This is a genomic window from Microbacterium plantarum (genome assembly GCF_035231185.1).
Lineage (GTDB): Bacteria > Actinomycetota > Actinomycetes > Actinomycetales > Microbacteriaceae > Microbacterium > Microbacterium plantarum.
The window spans coordinates 2,572,423-2,589,832 of sequence record NZ_CP141117.1 but is presented as its reverse complement, the minus strand read 5'-3'; the positions used below and the strand labels follow the sequence as shown (position 1 = coordinate 2,589,832).

Genomic DNA, 17,410 nt, shown 5'->3' with positions numbered 1-17,410 from the left:
CCCCCGTCTGCGCGTGAAAGCGCACTCGGTTCTTATGGTACGCGAAGGCACTCCGAGAGCGGCCTGAGTGAAACCAGAGCGTTATCTGGCGGCGCGATCCGGATCGCGCCGATGCGTCATTCCGTGCCGCAGAGCTCGGTGTAGGTGTCGATGCTGCCCTGCACGTCGCTCAGCGCCGTGGTGAGCTCCGTCGCACGATCGGTGTCACCGGCGGCCACAGCCTCCATCGATTCGGCGGCCGAGGAGAACGCCGTCTGCAGGTCGGGCAGGATGCCGGACACCTCTTCGTTCGTCACTTGGGCGGCGGCGTCGCCCATGCCGTCCGAGATCGTGCGCAGCGCGCCGGCGGCGGCGGCGGGATCGGAGGGGTCGATCTCCTGGATTCCCTGCGTCGCCTCGGTCATGACGTCGTTGACCTGGGTGCACGCCTCCTCGACCGACTGGGTGCTCGCGGGGGTCGAGCCGCCAGCAGCGGAGCCGTCTCCGCCGGTGCACCCGGTCAGGGCGACGAGCGCCAGCGCGGTGACGGTGAGGGCGGTCAGGCGACGGTTCATAGGGTTCTCCTCGATGCAGCGATCTCTCCACCCTACGGAGGCGCGACGATCGGACGTTCCCCTTGACATCTGCAGGGGAGGCAATGTGCGGATGTAACGGGTTTGTAAACATCGCTAGCAAACCTGGGCGCATCTCTTGTGTCCGCCACATTCGTAAGGTCTACTAACAAACATGGCGAGCACCGATACCGAGGCCCCGCGGCGCACGACGCGCACCCGGCGCCCGGGCGCGAAGATCCTGCCCGAGCACGCTCGGGCGCATAACCGCGCGCTCGTGCTCGAACGTCTCTTCCACGGCGGAGCGATGAGCCGTGCTGACCTCGCTCGCGAGACCGGCTTGACCCGGGTGACGATCTCCGACCTCGTCGCCGAGCTCATCGGCGACGGCTTCGTCAGTGAGCGAGGCACCCGCGAGGCCGCCGGACCGGGCAAGCCCGCGATCCTCGTCGACCTCGCTCGCGACGGCCACCGCATCGTCGGCCTCGACCTCTCGGGGAGCGACCGTTTCCTCGGTGCGGTGATGACCCTCGACGGCGAGATCGTCGCTCGTCACGAGGTCGCCGTGCCGCGCGGCCGCGACGACATCCTGCCGGCGGTCGTGCACCTCGCGCGAACACTGGTGGACGACGCGCACGCGCCGGTGCTCGGCGTCGGCGTCGGCACCCCCGGTGTCGTCGATGACACCGGAGTCGTCCTCGCGGCACCCGGCCTCGGCTGGGATCGCCTCGACCTCACCGGCATCCTGAGCGAGGCGGTCGGCGCCCCGGTGCTCGTTGCCAACGACGCCAACGCCGCAGTGCTCGCCGAGCACACGTTCGGCGGTGCCGGCGACGACATCATCCTCGTGAAGGTCGGCCGCGGTGTCGGTGCGGGCCTGCTCACGGGTGGCGAACCGCTGCGCGGCGCGCGCTCGGCCGCCGGCGAGATCGGCCACGTGACGGTGGGCACCGACGGCGGCCCCGATTGCGCGTGCGGGAAGGTGGGATGTCTCGAGGCCTGGATCTCGGTTCCCTCGCTCTCCGCGCGTATCGATGCCGGCGCCGCGAGCGACCGCGACGGTCTGCTGCGAGACGCGGGCGAACGTCTCGGCATCGCCCTGGCCCCCATCGTGGGTGCTCTCGACCTGTCGGAGATCGTCCTCTCCGGCCCCGCGGAACTTCTCGACGGCACGCTTGCGAGCGCCGCCGCCGAGACGGTGCGCACACGCACGCTCGCCACGTTCCACGACGAGCTGCAGGTGCGGATGACGGAGCAGGGCCAGGACATCGTCCTGCGCGGTGCTGCCGTCATGGTCCTGTCAGGGCGTCTCGGCGTCTCCTGACCTCGCTCCACAGCTCCATAGCCCCACCTGCACCACCAGCTCCACACCCGGGCGAGCCATCCGACTCGTCGACACCAGAGAAGAAGGAATCACCATGAAGAAGAGCCTCGGAGCACTGTCGCTCCTCGGTGTCTCCGCCCTGCTGCTCGCCGGTTGCGCGAGCGGCGACGCGGGACAGAGCGCCGAGACCGGCGACCTGACCGTATGGCTGGTCGGCACCGACACGCCTCAGGACGCCCGCGACTACCTCAAGAAGACGTTCGAAGCAGAGAACGACGGCTGGACGCTGACGATCGAGGAGAAGACCTGGGCCGACACCGCGGACAACTACGTCGCCGCGCTGTCGTCGAACGACGCGCCCGATCTGGTCGAGGTCGGCAACACCCAGTCGCCCGGCTTCATCGATCAGGGTCTGTTCCTCGACATCTCCGACCTCCAGGCGGACCTCGGCGGCGACGAACTGCTGCAGAGCTTCGTCGAGCTCGGGTCGGCGGACGGCAGCCTGTACGCCGCTCCCTACTACGCGGGGTCGCGCATCGTCTTCTACTCGCCCTCTTCGTACAGCGGCGAGGTGCCGACGACGCTCGAGGAGTACGTAGCCGACGGCATCGCTGCGACGACCGCCACCAAGTCGGGCATCTACGCCCCCGGCAAGGACTGGTACAACGCGCTGCCCTACGTCTGGGCGAACGGCGGCGAGATCGCGACGCAGGACGGCGACACCTGGAAGGGCGGCTTCTCCAGCTCGGGCGGCATCGCCGGTCTGACGATGCTCCAGGACGTCTACCAGAACGCGACGATCGCGCCGGCTGACGCGGACGAGACCGATCCGCAGGTTCCGTTCTGCGCCGGCGAGATCGGCTTCCTCTCGGCTCCGGCGTGGGTGAAGTGGTCGATCCTCGCGCCCGCCGACGACGCGAAGGCCCCGGGCTGCCCCGAGACGGTCGGCGCCGATCTGAAGGCGTTCGCTCTTCCGGGCATGACCGCCGGTGAGGTCGCTCCGGTCTTCGCCGGAGGCTCGAACATCGCTATCGCGGCGAAGTCGGACGCTCCCGACAAGGCCGAGGCCGCACTCAAGATCATCCTCTCGGAGGGGTACCAGAAGATCCTCGCCGAGAACGGGCTCATCCCCGCGCTGACCTCGTTCGCCGACTTCCTGCCCGATGACGAGATCACGGTCGAGGCGGCGAAGGCCGTCGCATCGTCGAAGGCCGTTCCGGCGAGCCCCAACTGGTCCGAGGTCGAGTCTTCCGGTGTGATCAAGGACGCTCTCGTGAAGATCGCGCAGGGCGGCGACGTCACGGCGATCGCGACCGAGCTCGACGGTCAGATCGAAGCCATCCTCAACAAGTAGTCGTGAGTCGTGGGGCGCGGGAGTCCGCGCCCCACGAACACCGCAGAGAGGACAGCACGATGACTAACGTGCTCACCCGAACGCCGCGACGGCCCGAGCCGCGGGCGAAGCACGGGCCGCCGCCTACCGCGCGGCAACGGTCTCGGCGTCGCCGCGACAACGTCGGCGCGCTGACGCTCCTCGGCCCCTCGCTCATCATCCTCGGGGTGATGGTCGGGTACCCCGCCGTACTGATGCTCGTGCAGTCGTTCACCGACTACGCCATCCGCAACAAGGTGCAGGGCACGCTTCCCGACTTCATCGGGTTCGAGAACTACCTCGAGGTCTTCACGCAGTCCGACTTCCCGGCCGTCCTCGTCCGCAGTCTCGGGCTGATGGTGGCCATGACCGTGCTGATCGTGGGGCTCGGCGCCCTCGTGGCGGTGCTCATGACGCGCCTGCGGCGCGGGTGGCGCATCCTCGTCTCGCTCGGTCTCCTCCTCGCCTGGGCGATGCCGCCGCTGGCGGCGACCACGGTCTGGGGATGGATCTTCGACTCGCAGTACGGCATCGTCAACTGGGCGCTGAACACGATGACCGGCTCGACCGACTGGACCAACCACTCGTGGCTGGCGAATCCGTGGTCGTTCTTCTTCGTCCTGACGGTGATCGTGGTCTGGCAGGGCGTGCCCTTCGCGGCCTTCACCCTGTACGCGGCGCTCGGGCAGGTCCCCGCCGAGGTGCTCGAGGCGGCATCCCTCGACGGCGCGGTCGGGTGGCAGCGCTTCCGACTCGTCGTGTTCCCGTATCTGCGGAACGTCGTGACGGTCGTCGTGGTGCTGCAGGTCATCTGGAACCTCCGTATCTTCACGCAGGTCTACGCGCTGCAGCAGCGTGGCGGCCTCATCTCCGAGACCAACGTGCTCGGCACCTACATCTTCCGGCAGGGCCCGGGGGAGTTCGGCGTCACGAGCGCGATCGGCGTGCTCATGGTCGTGCTGCTCCTCACCCTCTCGTGGGGATACATCCGCACCACGCTCAAGGAGGAGGAGCTGTGAGCACCCAGGTCACCCCCGCGACCCAGCTCGGCACGATCGGGGTCGATGAGGTCGTCGGCGAGGTGGGCCGAGCGAAGCGCCCCCGGCCGCGCTCGCTCGCCGTGCGACGACCGCCGCGCCGCCGCATCCTCTCGCGCGCAGGACTGAACCTCGCCGCGCTCGTCGTGTTCGTGTGCTCGGTGTTCCCCGTCTACTGGATGCTGAACATGTCGTTCACGCGCGGCGAGAGCATCATCAGCCGCACCCCGAGCTTCCTCCCCTTCGACTTCACGCTCGGCAACTACGCCACGGCATGGACGCGCGAGGCGGCCCCGGGGCAGACCGACTTCGTGCACGGGCTCCTCTCGTCGACCCTGGTGACGGTCGGCGTGCTCGTCATCACGCTGGTGCTGGCCTTCCTCGCCTCGATCGCCGTGGCCCGCATCCGCTTCCGCGGGCGGCGCTCGTTCATCGTCGCCGTCCTCATCGTGCAGATGATCCCGGGCGAGGCGATGATGTTCACGATCTACGGCATGATCGACGACTGGCGCCTGATGAACACCCTCGTCGGCCTCGGCATCGTCTACGTCGCCGCCGTCATCCCGTTCACGATCTGGACACTGCGCGGATTCGTCGCGGGTGTTCCGGCCGATCTCGAAGAGGCGGCCATGATCGACGGGTGCACCCGCACCCAGGCGTTCTGGAAGGTGACGTTTCCCCTGCTGGCGCCCGGACTCGTCGCCACGGGCATCTTCGCCTTCATCCAGTCGTGGAACGAGTTCACCATGGCGCTGCTGCTCATGAAGGGCTACAACCTGACGCTCCCGCCGTGGCTGCTGTCGTTCCAGTCGGCGACGGCAGCGACCAACTGGGGCGCCGTGATGGCGGCATCCACCCTCATCTCGATCCCCGTCGTGATCTTCTTCCTCATCGTGCAGGGGCGGATGTCGGGCGGGCTCGTGTCGGGGGCCGTGAAGGGATGACGCTGCGCATCGGTGTCGACGTGGGCGGCACGAAGATCCTCGCCGTGTCCGTGGATGGCGACGGCAACGAGATCGCCCGCCTTCGTCGGCCGACCGGATGGGGCGGCGATGCCGTCGCCGATGGCATCGCCGCGGTCGTCGCCGACCTGGCGGAGGCTGAATCGGTCGTCGCGGTCGGCGTGGGCGTGCCCGGGCAGATCCGGCCGGGCGGCGGGATCGTCGAGCATGCCCTGAACCTCGGGATCGACCGGTACGACCTCGCGGGAGCCGTCGCGGCGCGGATCGGCATTCGACCGGTGATCGACAACGACGTGCGGTACGCGGCGGTGGGTGCGCGGGAACTCCGTGCCGGGGGAGGATCGCTCGCTTTCCTGAACCTCGGAACCGGCATCGCCGCGGGCATCGTCGACGAGACGGGCCCGCGCCGCGGCGGGCGCGGCGCGGCCGGTGAGGTCGGGCACATCCCCATCGACCCGAACGGTCCCCGTTGCCGCTGCGGACAGCGCGGATGCATCGAGGCGTTCGCGGGCGGGGGAGCCGTCGCCGAGCGCTGGGGCGGTTCCTCGCCGCTGCCCGTGCTCGCGGTCTTCGATGCTGCGGATGCGGGGGACGAGCGCGCCGACGGCATCAGAGCGGACGTGGTGCGCGGCGTCGAGGCGGCGGTCCGGCTGCTGGTGCTCACGACCGACGTCGACGTGGTCGTCTTGGGCGGGGGCGTCGCCGCGCTCTCCGATCGGCTGCTCGTCCCGGTGCGGGCCGCTCTCGCCGCATCCGCCGGCGCGTCGCCGTTCCTGCGGTCGCTGCGGTTGGACGAGCGGGTCGAGCTCGCGCCCCGGGACGTGCCCGTGGGGGCGCTCGGTGCCGCCGTTCAGGCCCAGGCGAGCGGAAGCAGGTGCTCGGTGCTGAGCGGTGCGAGCGGCAACGCCGCGGCTTCGGGAGCGGTGAGCCAGCGCGCCTCGGCGATCTCGGCGGCGGCGCTGACCGACGCGGGGTCGAGCGTGATCGCGAACGCCTCGGCGACGACGCGGAAGCCCGGCTCGTTCGCGGCATCCGACTCGAACCGGCCGAGGTAGACGAGGTCGGGCTCGGCCACGACGACGCCGAGCTCCTCGTGCAGCTCGCGGACGAGGGCCGCGCCGGCGGACTCGCCCGGCTCGGGCTTGCCACCGGGCGCCATGAACCGCTCGGTGCCGCGCTTCCGGACGAGCAGGGTACGCCCGTCGCCGTCGGTCACGACCGCCGCACTCACGTGGACCTCCCCGGCCGGGACGGAGTCGCTCACGGCGCGAACACCTTTCCGGGGTTCAGGATGCCGGCGGGGTCGAAGACCCGCGCGATGCGCCGCTGGAGCTCCCATTGATCGTCGCCGAGCTCGTCCGCGAGCCAGCGCCGCTTGAGGACGCCGACGCCGTGCTCGCCGGTGAGCGTTCCGCCGAGGCGCAGCGCCGACTGGAAGAGGTCTTCCGCCGCCTCCCAGATGACCTCCGGGACCTCGTCGCCGTCGAAGATGAAGTTCGGGTGCAGGTTGCCGTCGCCTGCGTGGCACACGGTCGGGATCGTCAGACCGAAGCGCTCCTCGATGCGGGCGATCTCGTCGAACATCGCGGGCAGGGCGCTGCGCGGCACCGAGACGTCCTCGATGAGCGCGGTTCCGAGGGTCTCCATCGCGGGATGCATCGACCGCCGCACCGTCCACAGCTGCTGGGCCTCGGCGTCATCGGCGGCGAGGCGCACGGTGCCGCCGGCGGCCGCGAGCACCGCGACGACGGCCTCCGCCTCGGCCGTCGCGCCCGGGCCGTCGGTCTGGACCGTCAGCTGCGAGGCACCCAGCGTGGGGGCGGGAAGCCCGAGCAGGCGGTGCGAGGCGGCGAGGGAGGTCGCGTCCATCAGCTCCATGATCGCCGGCTGGATGCCGGCCGCCGTGACGGCCGATGCCGCGACCGCGGCGGAGCGCACATCGGAGAACGTCGCGGCGATCGTCCGGGCCTGGCCGGGGACGAGGCGGCGGAGCTTCAGCGTCGCCGCGACGACGACGCCCAGGATGCCCTCCGACCCGATGACGAGCGAGGTCAGGTCGAGGCCCGTCACGCCTTTCACGGTGCGATGTCCGAGACGCATCAGGCGACCGTCTGCCAGCACGAGATCGAGGCCGAGGACCGCGTCTCGCACCACCCCGTACTTCGCGCAGAGCAGGCCGCCCGCGCCGGTGGCGATGTTGCCGCCGACGGTCGAGATGTCGCGGCTCGCGGGATCGGGCGCCCACCAGAGGCCGTGCTCCGCGAGCGCCGCGTTCAGCTGCCCGTTGAGGATGCCGGGCTCGACGACGGCGATGAGGTCGTCGGGGCGGACCTCGAGGATGCGGTCCATCGAACGCAGCGAGAGCCCGATCTCACCCGCGTCCGTGTTGGCGCCGCCCGCGAGGCCGGTGCCGGCGCCCCGCGGCACGACCGGGGTGCCGGTCGCGGAGGCGATGCGCATCGTCGCCTGGACGTCCTCGACGGTGCGGGCGTGAACGACGGCGAGGGGCGATCCGGATGCCGCCTGGCCTGACTTGTCCGCCCGAGCGGCGGCCCGACCGGCATCCGAGACGTCGACGCGGTCGCCGAGCTCGGCGACGAGCCGGGCGACGACGTCGGGAGCGGTCATGACAGGCGCCGGCGACCGGCGATCACACCGCAGGTCACCGCGATGACCCCGAAGACGAGACCGACCCAGGCCTGGTCCATGCTCCACCACGCGATGGTGGCCGAGGCGTAGACGAACAGCTCGACGAGGGCGCGCACGAACGGGTGCACCATGAGCACGGCACGCGGCGAGACGAACAGGGCCCACAGGAGGATCGCGGCGACCGGAGCGCCGATGCCGAAGACCAGGTTGAGGGGGAAGTCCCACGCCGCGAAGCCCCAGATCGCGAAGGTGACGAAGGCGAAGAGCTGGCAGGCGAAGGCGAGGAGGTCGATCGCCGAGAGAGCCCGTCGCGTGCCGGCCGCCTGCTGCGGCGCCTCGGGGGTGGCGGGACGGACGTTCGGCAGTTCGGACATGCCTCCGATTCTAGGCGCCGGCCTCACGTCGCCGACCTCGGGAGGGACCTCGGGCGAACGGGTCACGCGCGCCCGGTCCAGACGCGGCGGACGCGCAGGTCGGCGTCGAGCAGGACGGCATCGGCCGGGCTCCCGATCTCGAGCCTGCCGAGGTCGGGACGTCCGATCGCGCGGGCCGGAGTAGCCGTCAGCGCCGTCACAGCTGTCGGCAGCGCCACGCCCGCGGCGACGGCCGTCCGCAGCGCGGCATCCTGCGTCAGGGTGGATCCGGCGATCGTGTCGTCGGCGAGCCGCGCCACGGAGTTCTCGACGCGCACCGCGAGCGCCCCGAGCACGTAGTCTCCGTCGGCCGATCCGGCGGCCGCCATCGCGTCGGTGACGAGCGCGATGCGCCCCGGTGCGGCGGCGAAGGCGATCCGCACCACCTCGGGGGCGAGGTGCACGCCGTCGGCGATGACCTCGAGCGTGACGCGTGGGTCGGCGGTGGCCGCGCCGATCGGACCGGGCTCACGGTGGTGGAGGCCCGGCATGGCGTTGAAGGCGTGGGTGAGGATCGTGGCGCCGGCGTCGAAGGCCCGTCGAGCGGTCTCGGCGTCGGCGTCGGTGTGACCGACGGCGGCGGCCGCGCCCGCGGCGACGATGCGCTCGATCGCGGTGAGGGCGCCCGGCAGCTCCGGAGCGATCGTGACCTGGCGGACGGTGCCGCGGCCGGCCTCGAGCAGCCGCGCCACGGCGTCGGCGGCGGGTCCGATCAGCAGATCCGGATCGTGGGCGCCGTGGTGTCCGGGATCGAGGAACGGCCCCTCGAGGTGCGAGCCGAGCACCGTGGCATCCGTCTCGGCGAGGTCGGCGATGGCGGCGACCCGTCGGACGAGGTCGTCGACGGATGCCGTGACGAGCGAGATGACCGCTCGGGTCGTGCCGTGCGCCCGGTGCAGCGCGCGCGCGGTGCGGATCGCCTCGGCACCGTCGTCGTATGCCGCGCCGCCGCCGCCGTGGCCGTGGATGTCGATGAAGCCGGGAGTGAGGATCGCGCCGGGGCCGGCGGCATCGGTGGCATCGACGACCTCGTCGACCGGTTCTTCGGCGACGGCATCGCGCCACGCGCCGCCGGTGCCCTGCGCGGCGACCCGCCCGTCGCGCACGACGAGCCAGGAGTCGGGCATCTCGCGGCCCCCGTCGACGAGCCGAACGGAATGGATGACGCGGTTCAGACCGTCCATGCGACCTCCGGGGAAGCGGGGAAGCGGATGCCGAGGGTCGTCCACAGCGGTCCGAGCGCGCCGACGCGTTCGCGGAAGGACTCCCACGTGCGGTTGTCTGCGCTGCCGGTCGCAGCCGACCAGGCGGCTTCAGCGGCCGCCGCGATGCGAGGGAAGGCGAGTGCATCGATGTCGTCCAGGTCGCGGACGGTCTCGGTCCACAGCGGCGCTTCGACCCCGAGGATGTCGTCTTCCGAGATGCTGGACACGACCTCGCCGGGCTCCCACGAGTAGGCCCGTTCGAGGCTCGTCGGACCGTTCGCCCAGGTCAGGCCGAGGGGAGCATCGGCCGTCGGTTTCATGTCGAGGTACACGGCGTCGGCGGGCGAGAGGATGACGCGGCCGCCGCGCGCGACGAAGGCCCGCGCACGTTCGTCGGCACCGTCGGTCGGCGAGACGAGGCCCCAGTACTGGCCGATCGTGCCGGGCGCGAGATCCGCGGCGGCGCCGGCCTCGTGCCAGGCGATCGGCGTCTTGCCGAGGTCGGCGATGACCCGCGAGGTGCGGGCCACGAAGGCCGCGAAGTCCGCCGCCGGGGTGCCGTGCGCCTCGTCGCCGCCGAAGTGCAGGTAGGGGCCGGGGGTCAGCTCCGCCAGCTCCGTCAGGACGTCGTCGACGAAGGCATCGGTCTCGGGTGCGCCGATGCGCAGCGACGAGAAGCCGACGCCCATGCCCGTGTAGGCCTCGCCGGCGACGGGAGCGGGGCCGCCCGCGGCATCCCACCCGTCCAGCGCCGGTGGCGCGGCGACCTCGGGGTAGGCGAGCCCGACGGCGTGGGTGTGGCCGGGCATGTCGAACTCGGGCACGACGGTCATGTGGTTCGCCGCGGCGTGGGCGATGATCGCGCGGTAGTCGTCGGCCGTGAAGAAGCCGCCGGCACCGCCGCCCACCGCGCTCGCCGCCGCCCGGGCGGTGAGCTCCGGGCGGCGGGTCAGCGCGAGCCGCCACCCCTGGTCGTCGCTGAGGTGCAGGTGCAGGACGTTGAACTTGAGGCTCGCCGCCCGCTCGAGGTAGGCGGTGACGGTCGCGACGTCGTGGAAGTGGCGGGCGACATCGAGCATCACGCCGCGATACCCGAAGCGGGGGGCGTCGTCGATGTCGACCCCCGGAATCACCCAGCCGTCGGAGGAGCGGGTGATCAGCTGGCCGAGAGTCTGCACGCCGTAGAAGAGGCCCGCGGAGTCGGCACCCCGGATCGAGATGCGGCGGTGGTCGACCGACAGCCGGTACGACTCGGGCGGCCCGTCCCCGTCGACGGCGACGTCGATGGCGGCGCCGTCGAGCTCCGCGGCGCTGTCGGGCTCCGCGGCGCTGTCGGGCTCCGCGGTGCCGGGGGCCGCGGTGAGGTGGAGGCCGGTCCGCGTCAGGACGAGCCGGTGGAGGACGCCCGCGGCATCCGGGTCTCCCGTCACCGCGACGGTGTCCGACAGGGTGAACGTCACCCTCTTCGCGGGCGTGACGGAGGAGGGCAACGGGACCAGCGGCAGCGACGTCATCGCGCCCCTATCTGTAAGGGTGCCTAACAAACTTTCGAGCCAGCGTATCAGCGCGGCATCCGTTATGCTCGACGCGTCGCGACTGGCGTTGAGGTGGGCCACCACCGGGGAGCGACCGACACGGCATTCGACCGCACGCCTGGGCCGATGTGGAACCTTCACTGCTCGTAAGCTCCGTCCCGAAAGCCGTCGTCTGGAGATCGTCATGACCGATTCGTACTTCAACGCCCCGCTCGCCGAGGTCGACCCCGAGATCGCCCAGGTGCTCGAGCGCGAGCTCGACCGCCAGCGCGGCTACCTCGAGATGATCGCGTCCGAGAACTTCGTGCCCGTCTCGGTGCTGCAGTCGCAGGGTTCCGTGCTCACCAACAAGTACGCCGAGGGTTACCCGGGTCGCCGCTACTACGGCGGCTGCGAAGAGGTCGACGTCGCCGAAGAGCTGGCGATCTCGCGCGCGAAGTCGCTCTTCGGCTCCGAGTTCGCGAACGTTCAGCCCCACTCGGGCGCGACCGCCAACGCCGCCGTGCTGCACGCGATCGCGCGCCCCGGTGACACGCTCCTCGGCCTCTCGCTCGACCACGGCGGCCACCTCACCCACGGCATGAAGATCAACTTCTCGGGCCGGCTGTACGACATCGTCGCCTACGGCGTGAACCCCGACACCTCGCTGATCGACATGGACGAGGTCCGTCGCCTCGCCCTCGAGCACAAGCCGAAGGTGATCATCGCCGGCTGGTCGGCCTACCCCCGCCAGCTCGACTTCGCCGCCTTCCGTGCGATCGCGGACGAGGTCGGCGCGTACCTCTGGGTCGACATGGCGCACTTCGCCGGTCTCGTCGCCGCCGGTGTGCACCCGTCGCCGGTGCCGCACGCCCACGTCGTCTCGTCGACGGTGCACAAGACCATCGGCGGCCCCCGCTCGGGCATCATCCTCACCAACGACGCCGACCTGGCGAAGAAGATCAACACCGCCGTCTTCCCGGGCCAGCAGGGCGGCCCGCTCATGCACGTCATCGCGGCGAAGGCGACGGCGTTCAAGCTCGCAGCGACGCCGGAGTTCAAGGAGCGCCAGGAGCGCACCGTGCGCGGCGCCGCGATCATAGCCGACCGTCTGACGCAGCAGGATGTCGCGGATGCCGGCATCGCCGTCCGCTCGGGCGGCACCGACGTGCACCTCGTGCTCGTCGACCTGCGCGACGCCGCGATCGACGGCAAGCAGGCCGAAGACCTGCTGCACGAGATCCACATCACCGTCAACCGCAACGCGGTGCCCAACGACCCGCGCCCGCCGATGGTGACCTCGGGCCTGCGAATCGGAACACCGGCTCTCGCGACCCGCGGCTTCGGCGACGCCGAGTTCACCGAGGTCGCCGACATCATCGCGCTCGCGCTGCAGCCCGGCGCTGACCTCGAGGCCCTGCGTGCTCGCGTGGCGACGCTCGCCGACGCCTTCCCGCTGTACCCCGGCCTGCAGCAGTAACCCGGCGTCGCCGGTCGCTGGCCGGTCGCCGAGAGGGCACCCTCTCCGCGAGAACGCACCCCGCACGGTACGTTCTCGCCGGGATCGTGCGTTCTCGGCGACCGCGACCCGGCGACCGCGACCCTCTCGAACGGAGAACGACATGACCGCGCAGAAGCTCGACGGGCGGGCCACCGCCGCTGCCATCAAGACCGAACTCGCCGAGCGCGTCGCTGCGCTGAAGGCCCGCGGAGTCACCCCGGGCATCGCGACGGTGCTCGTCGGGGCCGACCCGGCATCCCAGCTGTACGTCGGGATGAAGCACCGCGAGTCCGAGGCGATCGGCATGAACTCGATCCAGATCGAGCTGCCGGCCGAGTCGACGCAGGCGGAGGTCGAGGAGGTCATCGACCGCCTCAACGCCGACCCGACGTGCCACGGCTACATCGTGCAGCTGCCGCTGCCCAAGCACCTCGACACCGACCGGGTTCTCGAGCGCATCGATCCCGCGAAGGATGCCGACGGCCTGCACCCCGTCAACCTCGGGCGTCTCGTGCTCAATGTCAACGACCCCATCACGACGCCGCTGCCGTGCACGCCGCGTGCCGTCATCGAGCTGCTGCAGCGCAACGGATACGACCTCGCGGGCAAGAACGTCGTCGTCGTCGGGCGCGGTGTCACGATCGGCCGGTCCATCGGTCTGCTGCTGACCCGCCGCGAGATCAACGCCACGGTGACCCTGACTCACACCGGCACCGCCGACCTCGGCGCGCACCTGCGCGAGGCCGACGTCATCGTGGGTGCCGCGGGCGTGAAGCACCTCGTCACCGCCGCGGACGTCAAGCCAGGCGCCGCCGTCCTCGACGTGGGCGTGACCCGCGAGAACGATCCCGAGACCGGCAAGTCGAAGGTCTACGGAGACATCGCGCCAGATGTCGCCGAGGTCGCGGGCTTCCTCTCGCCCAACCCGGGCGGCGTCGGCCCGATGACGGTCGCCCTGCTGATGACCAACGTCGTCGAGGCCGCCGAGCGCGCGACCGCCTGAGCCTGCTTCGTCCACCCGTCGACTCGCCAGAAAGTGCGGATGCCGGCCCGCCCGGATCCGCGTTCTCTGGCGAGTCGACGGGAGCTCAGAGGAAGCGGGAGAGGAAGGCGCGGGTCCGGGGCTCGCGGGGAGCGCCGAACACCTCCGACGGCGCGCCCTCCTCGACGATGACGCCCTGGTCGAGGAAGACGACGCGGTCGGCGACATCCCGCGCGAACGCCATCTCGTGCGTCGCCATGAGGATCGTCGAGCCGGACACCGCGAGGTCGCGGACGAGCTCGAGCACCTCGCCGACGAGCTCGGGGTCGAGCGCCGAGGTGATCTCGTCGAGCAGCAGCACCTCGGGATCGGTGGCGATCGCGCGGATGATCGCCGCCCGCTGCTGCTGACCGCCCGAGAGCCGGTCGGGGTGCTCCCCGGCCTTGTCGGCGAGCCCGATGCGCGCGAGCAGGTCCCGCGCACGCGCCTCCGCCTCGCGCCGGGGCACGCGGTGCACGACCCGCGAGGCGAGGGTCACGTTGTCGAGCACGGACAGGTGGGGGAAGAGGTTGTAGCTCTGGAACACCGCTCCCAGCCGCGCGCGCACCGCGTTCGCGTCGACCCGGGGGTCGGAGATGTCCGCGCCGGCGAGGAGGATCTGCCCGTCGTCGATCGGCTCCAGCAGCCCGAGGCAGCGCAGCAGCGTCGACTTGCCCGAACCGCTTGCGCCGATGAGGGCGACGACCTCGTTCCGGGCGAGCGACACATCGACGCCGCGCAGCACCTCTTTGTCGCCGAACGACTTGCGGATGCCGCGGGCGTGCAGCACGTCGGCAACGCTGCCGGGCTCGGTGTCGGGCGCGGTGCCGGGTCGGTTCCAGCTCACAGGATCGATCCCGTCTGCTCGCGGCGTCGGAGCCTCGCGGTGTACCAGTCCGTCAGTCGGATCGTCGGGATCGCGAGCAGCACGAACAGCACGCCTGCCACGACGTACGGGGTGAAGTTGTAGGTCGTCGCGACCACGCCCCGCGCCTCGGCGATCGCGTCGAACGCCGCGAGGATCGAGATCAGTCCGACATCCTTCTGCATGGAGATGAAATCGTTCATGAGCGGCGGGGTCATCTTGCGCAGCGCCTGCGGCAGCACGACCCGCACGAGGGTCTGCGGGTAGCTGAGCCCGAGCGCGCGGGCGGCGAGACGCTGCGACGGATGCACCGACTCGATGCCCGCCCGCACGACCTCCGCGACGTAGGCGGAGTACGTCAGCGTGATGGCGAGGACTCCCAGAAGCACCGGATCGATGCGGGTGTTCAGGATCGTCGGCAGCCCGAATCCGATCAGATAGAGCACGATGACGAAGGGCAGACCGCGGAAGAGGTCGGTGTAGGCCGCGGCGATCAGCCGGAGCGGGAAGAACACCGGTCCGCGCAGGGTCCGCAGCAGCGCCAGCACCAGCGCCACCGCGGCGACCGTGAAGACCGAGATGGCGAGCACCTGCAGGTTCACGAGGAAGCCCTGCCACACCTCGGGGAGGGCCTGCAGCGCGACGGCGGGGTCGAAGAAGCTCCGCTGGACGGTCGCCCAGCCCTCCGTGTTGATCACGGTCACCCAGACGACCGCGGCGAAGGCGAGTGTCGAAGCGACGGCGATCAGGACCGACCGGCGCTCGCGGCCGCGCCGATACGCTCGGCGCTCGAGTTCGAGCGCGCTCGGGACGGAGGTGGTCACGGATAGACGCTAGCGCGCCCTCACTGGAGGAGCGTCACGCCCTCCGTGAGTCCCGAGAGCCACTTCTGCTCGAGCTCGGCGAGGGTGCCGTCCTCGCGCAGCTCGTCGACGGCGGCCGTCACGGCGGGGGTGAGCGGCGAGTTCTTCGCGAGCAGCAGGCCCCATTCGTCCTCGATGCCCGCCTTCGGCAGCTCGCCGACGAAGAACGAGTTCTCGATGTAGAAGTTGACCGCGAGGTAGGCGGTGGGGGTGTCGAGCACGATCGCATCGATCTGTCCCGCGCCGAGCGCGGCCACGGCATCCTCGTTCGAGTTGTACAGGCGAGCCTCGGCGTCGGGCGCGACCTCTGCGAGGGTCTGCGCGCTCGTGGAGTTGGCCATCGCGCCGATCGTGAGGTCGGTCAGCCCTGCGATGTCGGAGACGCCGTCGGCCGCGCCGCCCCGGATCGCGACGATCGACTGGCTCGCGGAGTAGTAGGGCGAGGAGAAGTCGACGCCCTGCTTGCGCTCGTCGGTGATCGTGTACTGCTGGACGTTGATGTCGAAGCTCTTCGGACCCGGCGCGATCGCGGCCTCGAAGCTCGTGCGCACCCACACGACGTCGTCCGGTGCGAACCCGAGCTTGTCGGCGACGGCGTAGGCGACGGCGGCCTCGAACCCCTCGCCCGACTCGGGGTCGTCGTCGACGAAGTACGGCTCGTAGGCCGTCTCGCCCGTGGCGAAGGTGAGCTTGCCGGGGGTGACGTAGTCCTCGGCAGCGGGTCCCGACGCGGCATCGCCCGAGGCGGCGGGCGCGGGCGAGGACGAGCAGCCGGCGAGGACGATCGCCAGAGCGGCGACGCCGATCGAGGCGGCGCGGACGAGAGAGCGGGACATCGGGGAACCTCCGGGTGCGGATGCCGCGCATCGGCGTGCTGTCACCGGCGGCTGCATCCATTCTCACCCGGCCGGGATGCCGCGGCGCGCGCGGGTCGTCGTGTTACGCGGCCTCCCTGCGGGCCCGGCACGGGGTGGACCCGCGGGGGTGGGGTCGGGCAGGATCGGCGGCGTGCGAGACGACGGCGGTGGGGGAGGGTGCAGGGCAGCGGGGGCGATCACGACGCAGCGGCTGCGCTCGCACCTGCTGAGCGAACCCGCGTCGTCACTCGGCGAGGCCGGGGCCCACATGCTCGCCGTGCAGGCGCAGGAGTTCTGGTCGGGTCGATGGGCGCTGGCGGTCCGCACCGACGGCGAGCCTCCGCTGAGCGAGGTGGATGCCGCGTTCGAGGACGGCACGCTCGTGCGCTCATGGACCCAACGCGGCACCCTGCACATCGTGCGCTCGGTCGACCTCGCCGGGATGCTCGCGGTGACCGCCGACCGGCAACAGCGTGCCGCGGCGGGCATCCTGCGCGGGCTCGCGATCGACGAGGCGGTGCTGGCGACGGCTGAGCGTGCCGCCCGACAGGCGCTGCGCGGCGGGAACCGGCTCACGCGCGACGAGTTCGCCGACCTCCTGCGCGGTGCCGGCATCGGGACCGAGCGCTCGCGCGGCAACCACATCCTCTCGGCGCTCGCCGTCCGCGGAGTGCTCGCCTTCGGCCCGGTGGTGCCGCGCGAGGGTGGACCGACCCGCGACCAGTTCTTGGTCGCCGTGGACGAGTTGCCGTCCGGACGGGTGCCCGATGATCCGTTGGCCGAGATGTTCGCCGGCTACATCCGCTCGCACGGACCGGCCCGCGTCGAGGATTTCCGCTGGTGGGCGGGGCTGCCGATCGGAATGGCACAACGTGCGGCCGAGGCGGCCGGCGACCGCGTGGTCGAGATCGAGGCCGGACTGTTCGCGGCACCGGGCGCGGGGCCCGGCGTGCCGGCATCCGTTGCCGGGGTAGACCCGGAGCGCGACAGCGGGGATGTCGTCGCCCTGCCCGCCTTCGACGAGTACTTCCTCTCCTACGCCGACCGGACGACCGTCTGCGCCCCCGACCTCGCGGCTCGGATCGGCCCCACCCTGAACGGTCAGGTCGCGCCGATCCTGGTCTCCCGGGGACAGGTGATCGGCACGTGGCGCCACTCCGTCGCCGCCGGGCGGCACCATCTGCCACCTGAGCCCGCGCTCGTGACAGACCCAGCGGTCGCGGCATCCGCGATCGAGGCGTCGCTCGCCCGGGTCTCACGCTTCCTCGCGGGCTGA

Annotated in this window: 16 protein-coding genes, 1 pseudogene and 1 riboswitch; of the genes and pseudogenes, 8 read left to right on the top strand and 9 right to left on the bottom strand. The window is 71.2% G+C overall.

From position 1 onward, the window contains the following. Positions 1–116: 116 nt before the first annotated feature. Positions 117–554 (bottom strand): hypothetical protein, encoded by a 438-nt coding sequence (locus VC184_RS12590; RefSeq protein WP_269267931.1) that lies wholly within the window; start codon positions 552–554, stop codon positions 117–119. Positions 555–726: 172 nt separating this feature from the next. On the opposite strand from VC184_RS12590, the gene VC184_RS12585 reads away from it, so the two are divergent. The 5 genes and pseudogenes from VC184_RS12585 to VC184_RS12565 form a co-directional block, all read left to right on the top strand. Then, on the top strand, positions 727–1,875 hold the full coding sequence (locus tag VC184_RS12585) for an ROK family transcriptional regulator (protein ID WP_112617449.1): 1,149 nt from the start codon (positions 727–729) through the stop codon (positions 1,873–1,875). A gap of 94 nt (positions 1,876–1,969) precedes the next feature. Further along, complete coding sequence (locus VC184_RS12580) at positions 1,970–3,229, top strand: sugar ABC transporter substrate-binding protein (protein ID WP_323986441.1); 1,260 nt, start codon at positions 1,970–1,972, stop codon at positions 3,227–3,229. A 59-nt stretch (positions 3,230–3,288) separates the two neighbouring features. Then, complete coding sequence (locus VC184_RS12575) at positions 3,289–4,266, top strand: carbohydrate ABC transporter permease (protein WP_274178946.1); 978 nt, start codon at positions 3,289–3,291, stop codon at positions 4,264–4,266. Further along, the gene (locus tag VC184_RS12570) at positions 4,263–5,228 is read left to right on the top strand and encodes a carbohydrate ABC transporter permease (RefSeq protein WP_282501411.1); all 966 of its coding nucleotides are present in this window, start codon (positions 4,263–4,265) and stop codon (positions 5,226–5,228) included. The genes VC184_RS12575 and VC184_RS12570 overlap by 4 nt, the downstream gene beginning before the upstream one ends. Then, a pseudogene (locus tag VC184_RS12565) lies at positions 5,225–5,941 on the top strand (ROK family protein); the annotation flags it as partial. The gene VC184_RS12570 and the pseudogene VC184_RS12565, both read left to right, overlap by 4 nt. Positions 5,942–6,096: 155 nt before the next feature. On the opposite strand, the gene VC184_RS12560 reads toward VC184_RS12565, so the two are convergent. From VC184_RS12560 to VC184_RS12540, 5 genes are all read right to left on the bottom strand, one after another. Continuing rightward, entirely contained in the window at positions 6,097–6,510 is a 414-nt protein-coding gene (locus VC184_RS12560) for an NUDIX hydrolase (RefSeq protein WP_162815470.1), read from the bottom strand. Further along, positions 6,507–7,874, bottom strand: coding sequence for an FAD-binding oxidoreductase (locus VC184_RS12555; protein ID WP_323986438.1), 1,368 nt, complete (start codon positions 7,872–7,874; stop codon positions 6,507–6,509). The genes VC184_RS12560 and VC184_RS12555 overlap by 4 nt, the downstream gene beginning before the upstream one ends. Continuing rightward, a complete protein-coding gene (locus VC184_RS12550) occupies positions 7,871–8,269 on the bottom strand; it encodes a YrdB family protein (protein WP_274178943.1) in 399 nt (132 codons plus the stop codon). Before VC184_RS12550 ends, VC184_RS12555 begins: the two co-directional genes overlap by 4 nt. A gap of 62 nt (positions 8,270–8,331) precedes the next feature. Beyond that, positions 8,332–9,492 carry an N-acetylglucosamine-6-phosphate deacetylase gene (gene nagA / locus VC184_RS12545; protein ID WP_282501410.1) on the bottom strand — a complete coding sequence of 387 codons (1,161 nt, stop codon included), beginning with the start codon at positions 9,490–9,492 and terminating at the stop codon, positions 8,332–8,334. Continuing rightward, positions 9,480–11,027 (bottom strand): family 20 glycosylhydrolase, encoded by a 1,548-nt coding sequence (locus VC184_RS12540; protein WP_323986436.1) that lies wholly within the window; start codon positions 11,025–11,027, stop codon positions 9,480–9,482. Before VC184_RS12540 ends, nagA begins: the two co-directional genes overlap by 13 nt. A 68-nt stretch (positions 11,028–11,095) precedes the next feature. After that, positions 11,096–11,179, top strand: a riboswitch (ZMP/ZTP riboswitch). Positions 11,180–11,232: 53 nt separating this feature from the next. On the opposite strand from VC184_RS12540, the gene glyA reads away from it, so the two are divergent. Continuing rightward, complete coding sequence (gene glyA / locus VC184_RS12535) at positions 11,233–12,507, top strand: serine hydroxymethyltransferase (protein WP_323986434.1); 1,275 nt, start codon at positions 11,233–11,235, stop codon at positions 12,505–12,507. 142 nt (positions 12,508–12,649) lie between these two features. Beyond that, the gene (locus tag VC184_RS12530; protein ID WP_112617598.1) at positions 12,650–13,531 is read left to right on the top strand and encodes a bifunctional methylenetetrahydrofolate dehydrogenase/methenyltetrahydrofolate cyclohydrolase; all 882 of its coding nucleotides are present in this window, start codon (positions 12,650–12,652) and stop codon (positions 13,529–13,531) included. Positions 13,532–13,616: 85 nt separating this feature from the next. Here the strand turns inward: VC184_RS12530 and VC184_RS12525 are convergent, their stop codons facing one another. Genes VC184_RS12525 through VC184_RS12515 form a run of 3 tightly spaced genes read right to left on the bottom strand, consistent with a single transcriptional unit; the run spans position 13,617 to position 16,113 of the window. Further along, entirely contained in the window at positions 13,617–14,396 is a 780-nt protein-coding gene (locus VC184_RS12525) for an amino acid ABC transporter ATP-binding protein (protein ID WP_407667113.1), read from the bottom strand. Beyond that, a complete protein-coding gene (locus VC184_RS12520; protein WP_023955608.1) occupies positions 14,393–15,238 on the bottom strand; it encodes an amino acid ABC transporter permease in 846 nt (281 codons plus the stop codon). Before VC184_RS12520 ends, VC184_RS12525 begins: the two co-directional genes overlap by 4 nt. 20 nt (positions 15,239–15,258) lie before the next feature. Then, the gene (locus VC184_RS12515; RefSeq protein WP_112617438.1) at positions 15,259–16,113 is read right to left on the bottom strand and encodes an ABC transporter substrate-binding protein; all 855 of its coding nucleotides are present in this window, start codon (positions 16,111–16,113) and stop codon (positions 15,259–15,261) included. Between the two features lie 172 nt (positions 16,114–16,285). Between VC184_RS12515 and VC184_RS12510 the strand changes: the two genes are divergently transcribed. Next, positions 16,286–17,410 (top strand): winged helix DNA-binding domain-containing protein, encoded by a 1,125-nt coding sequence (locus VC184_RS12510; RefSeq protein ID WP_323986431.1) that lies wholly within the window; start codon positions 16,286–16,288, stop codon positions 17,408–17,410.

Coding starts and splice junctions, on each gene's coding strand:
- VC184_RS12590 (WP_269267931.1), bottom strand. CDS start 554: ATGAACCGTCGCCTGACCGCCCTCACCGTCACCGCGCTGGCGCTCGTC.
- VC184_RS12585 (WP_112617449.1), top strand. CDS start 727: ATGGCGAGCACCGATACCGAGGCCCCGCGGCGCACGACGCGCACCCGG.
- VC184_RS12580 (WP_323986441.1), top strand. CDS start 1,970: ATGAAGAAGAGCCTCGGAGCACTGTCGCTCCTCGGTGTCTCCGCCCTG.
- VC184_RS12575 (WP_274178946.1), top strand. CDS start 3,289: ATGACTAACGTGCTCACCCGAACGCCGCGACGGCCCGAGCCGCGGGCG.
- VC184_RS12555 (WP_323986438.1), bottom strand. CDS start 7,874: ATGACCGCTCCCGACGTCGTCGCCCGGCTCGTCGCCGAGCTCGGCGAC.
- VC184_RS12550 (WP_274178943.1), bottom strand. CDS start 8,269: ATGTCCGAACTGCCGAACGTCCGTCCCGCCACCCCCGAGGCGCCGCAG.
- nagA (WP_282501410.1), bottom strand. CDS start 9,492: ATGGACGGTCTGAACCGCGTCATCCATTCCGTTCGGCTCGTCGACGGG.
- VC184_RS12540 (WP_323986436.1), bottom strand. CDS start 11,027: ATGACGTCGCTGCCGCTGGTCCCGTTGCCCTCCTCCGTCACGCCCGCG.
- glyA (WP_323986434.1), top strand. CDS start 11,233: ATGACCGATTCGTACTTCAACGCCCCGCTCGCCGAGGTCGACCCCGAG.
- VC184_RS12530 (WP_112617598.1), top strand. CDS start 12,650: ATGACCGCGCAGAAGCTCGACGGGCGGGCCACCGCCGCTGCCATCAAG.
- VC184_RS12515 (WP_112617438.1), bottom strand. CDS start 16,113: ATGTCCCGCTCTCTCGTCCGCGCCGCCTCGATCGGCGTCGCCGCTCTG.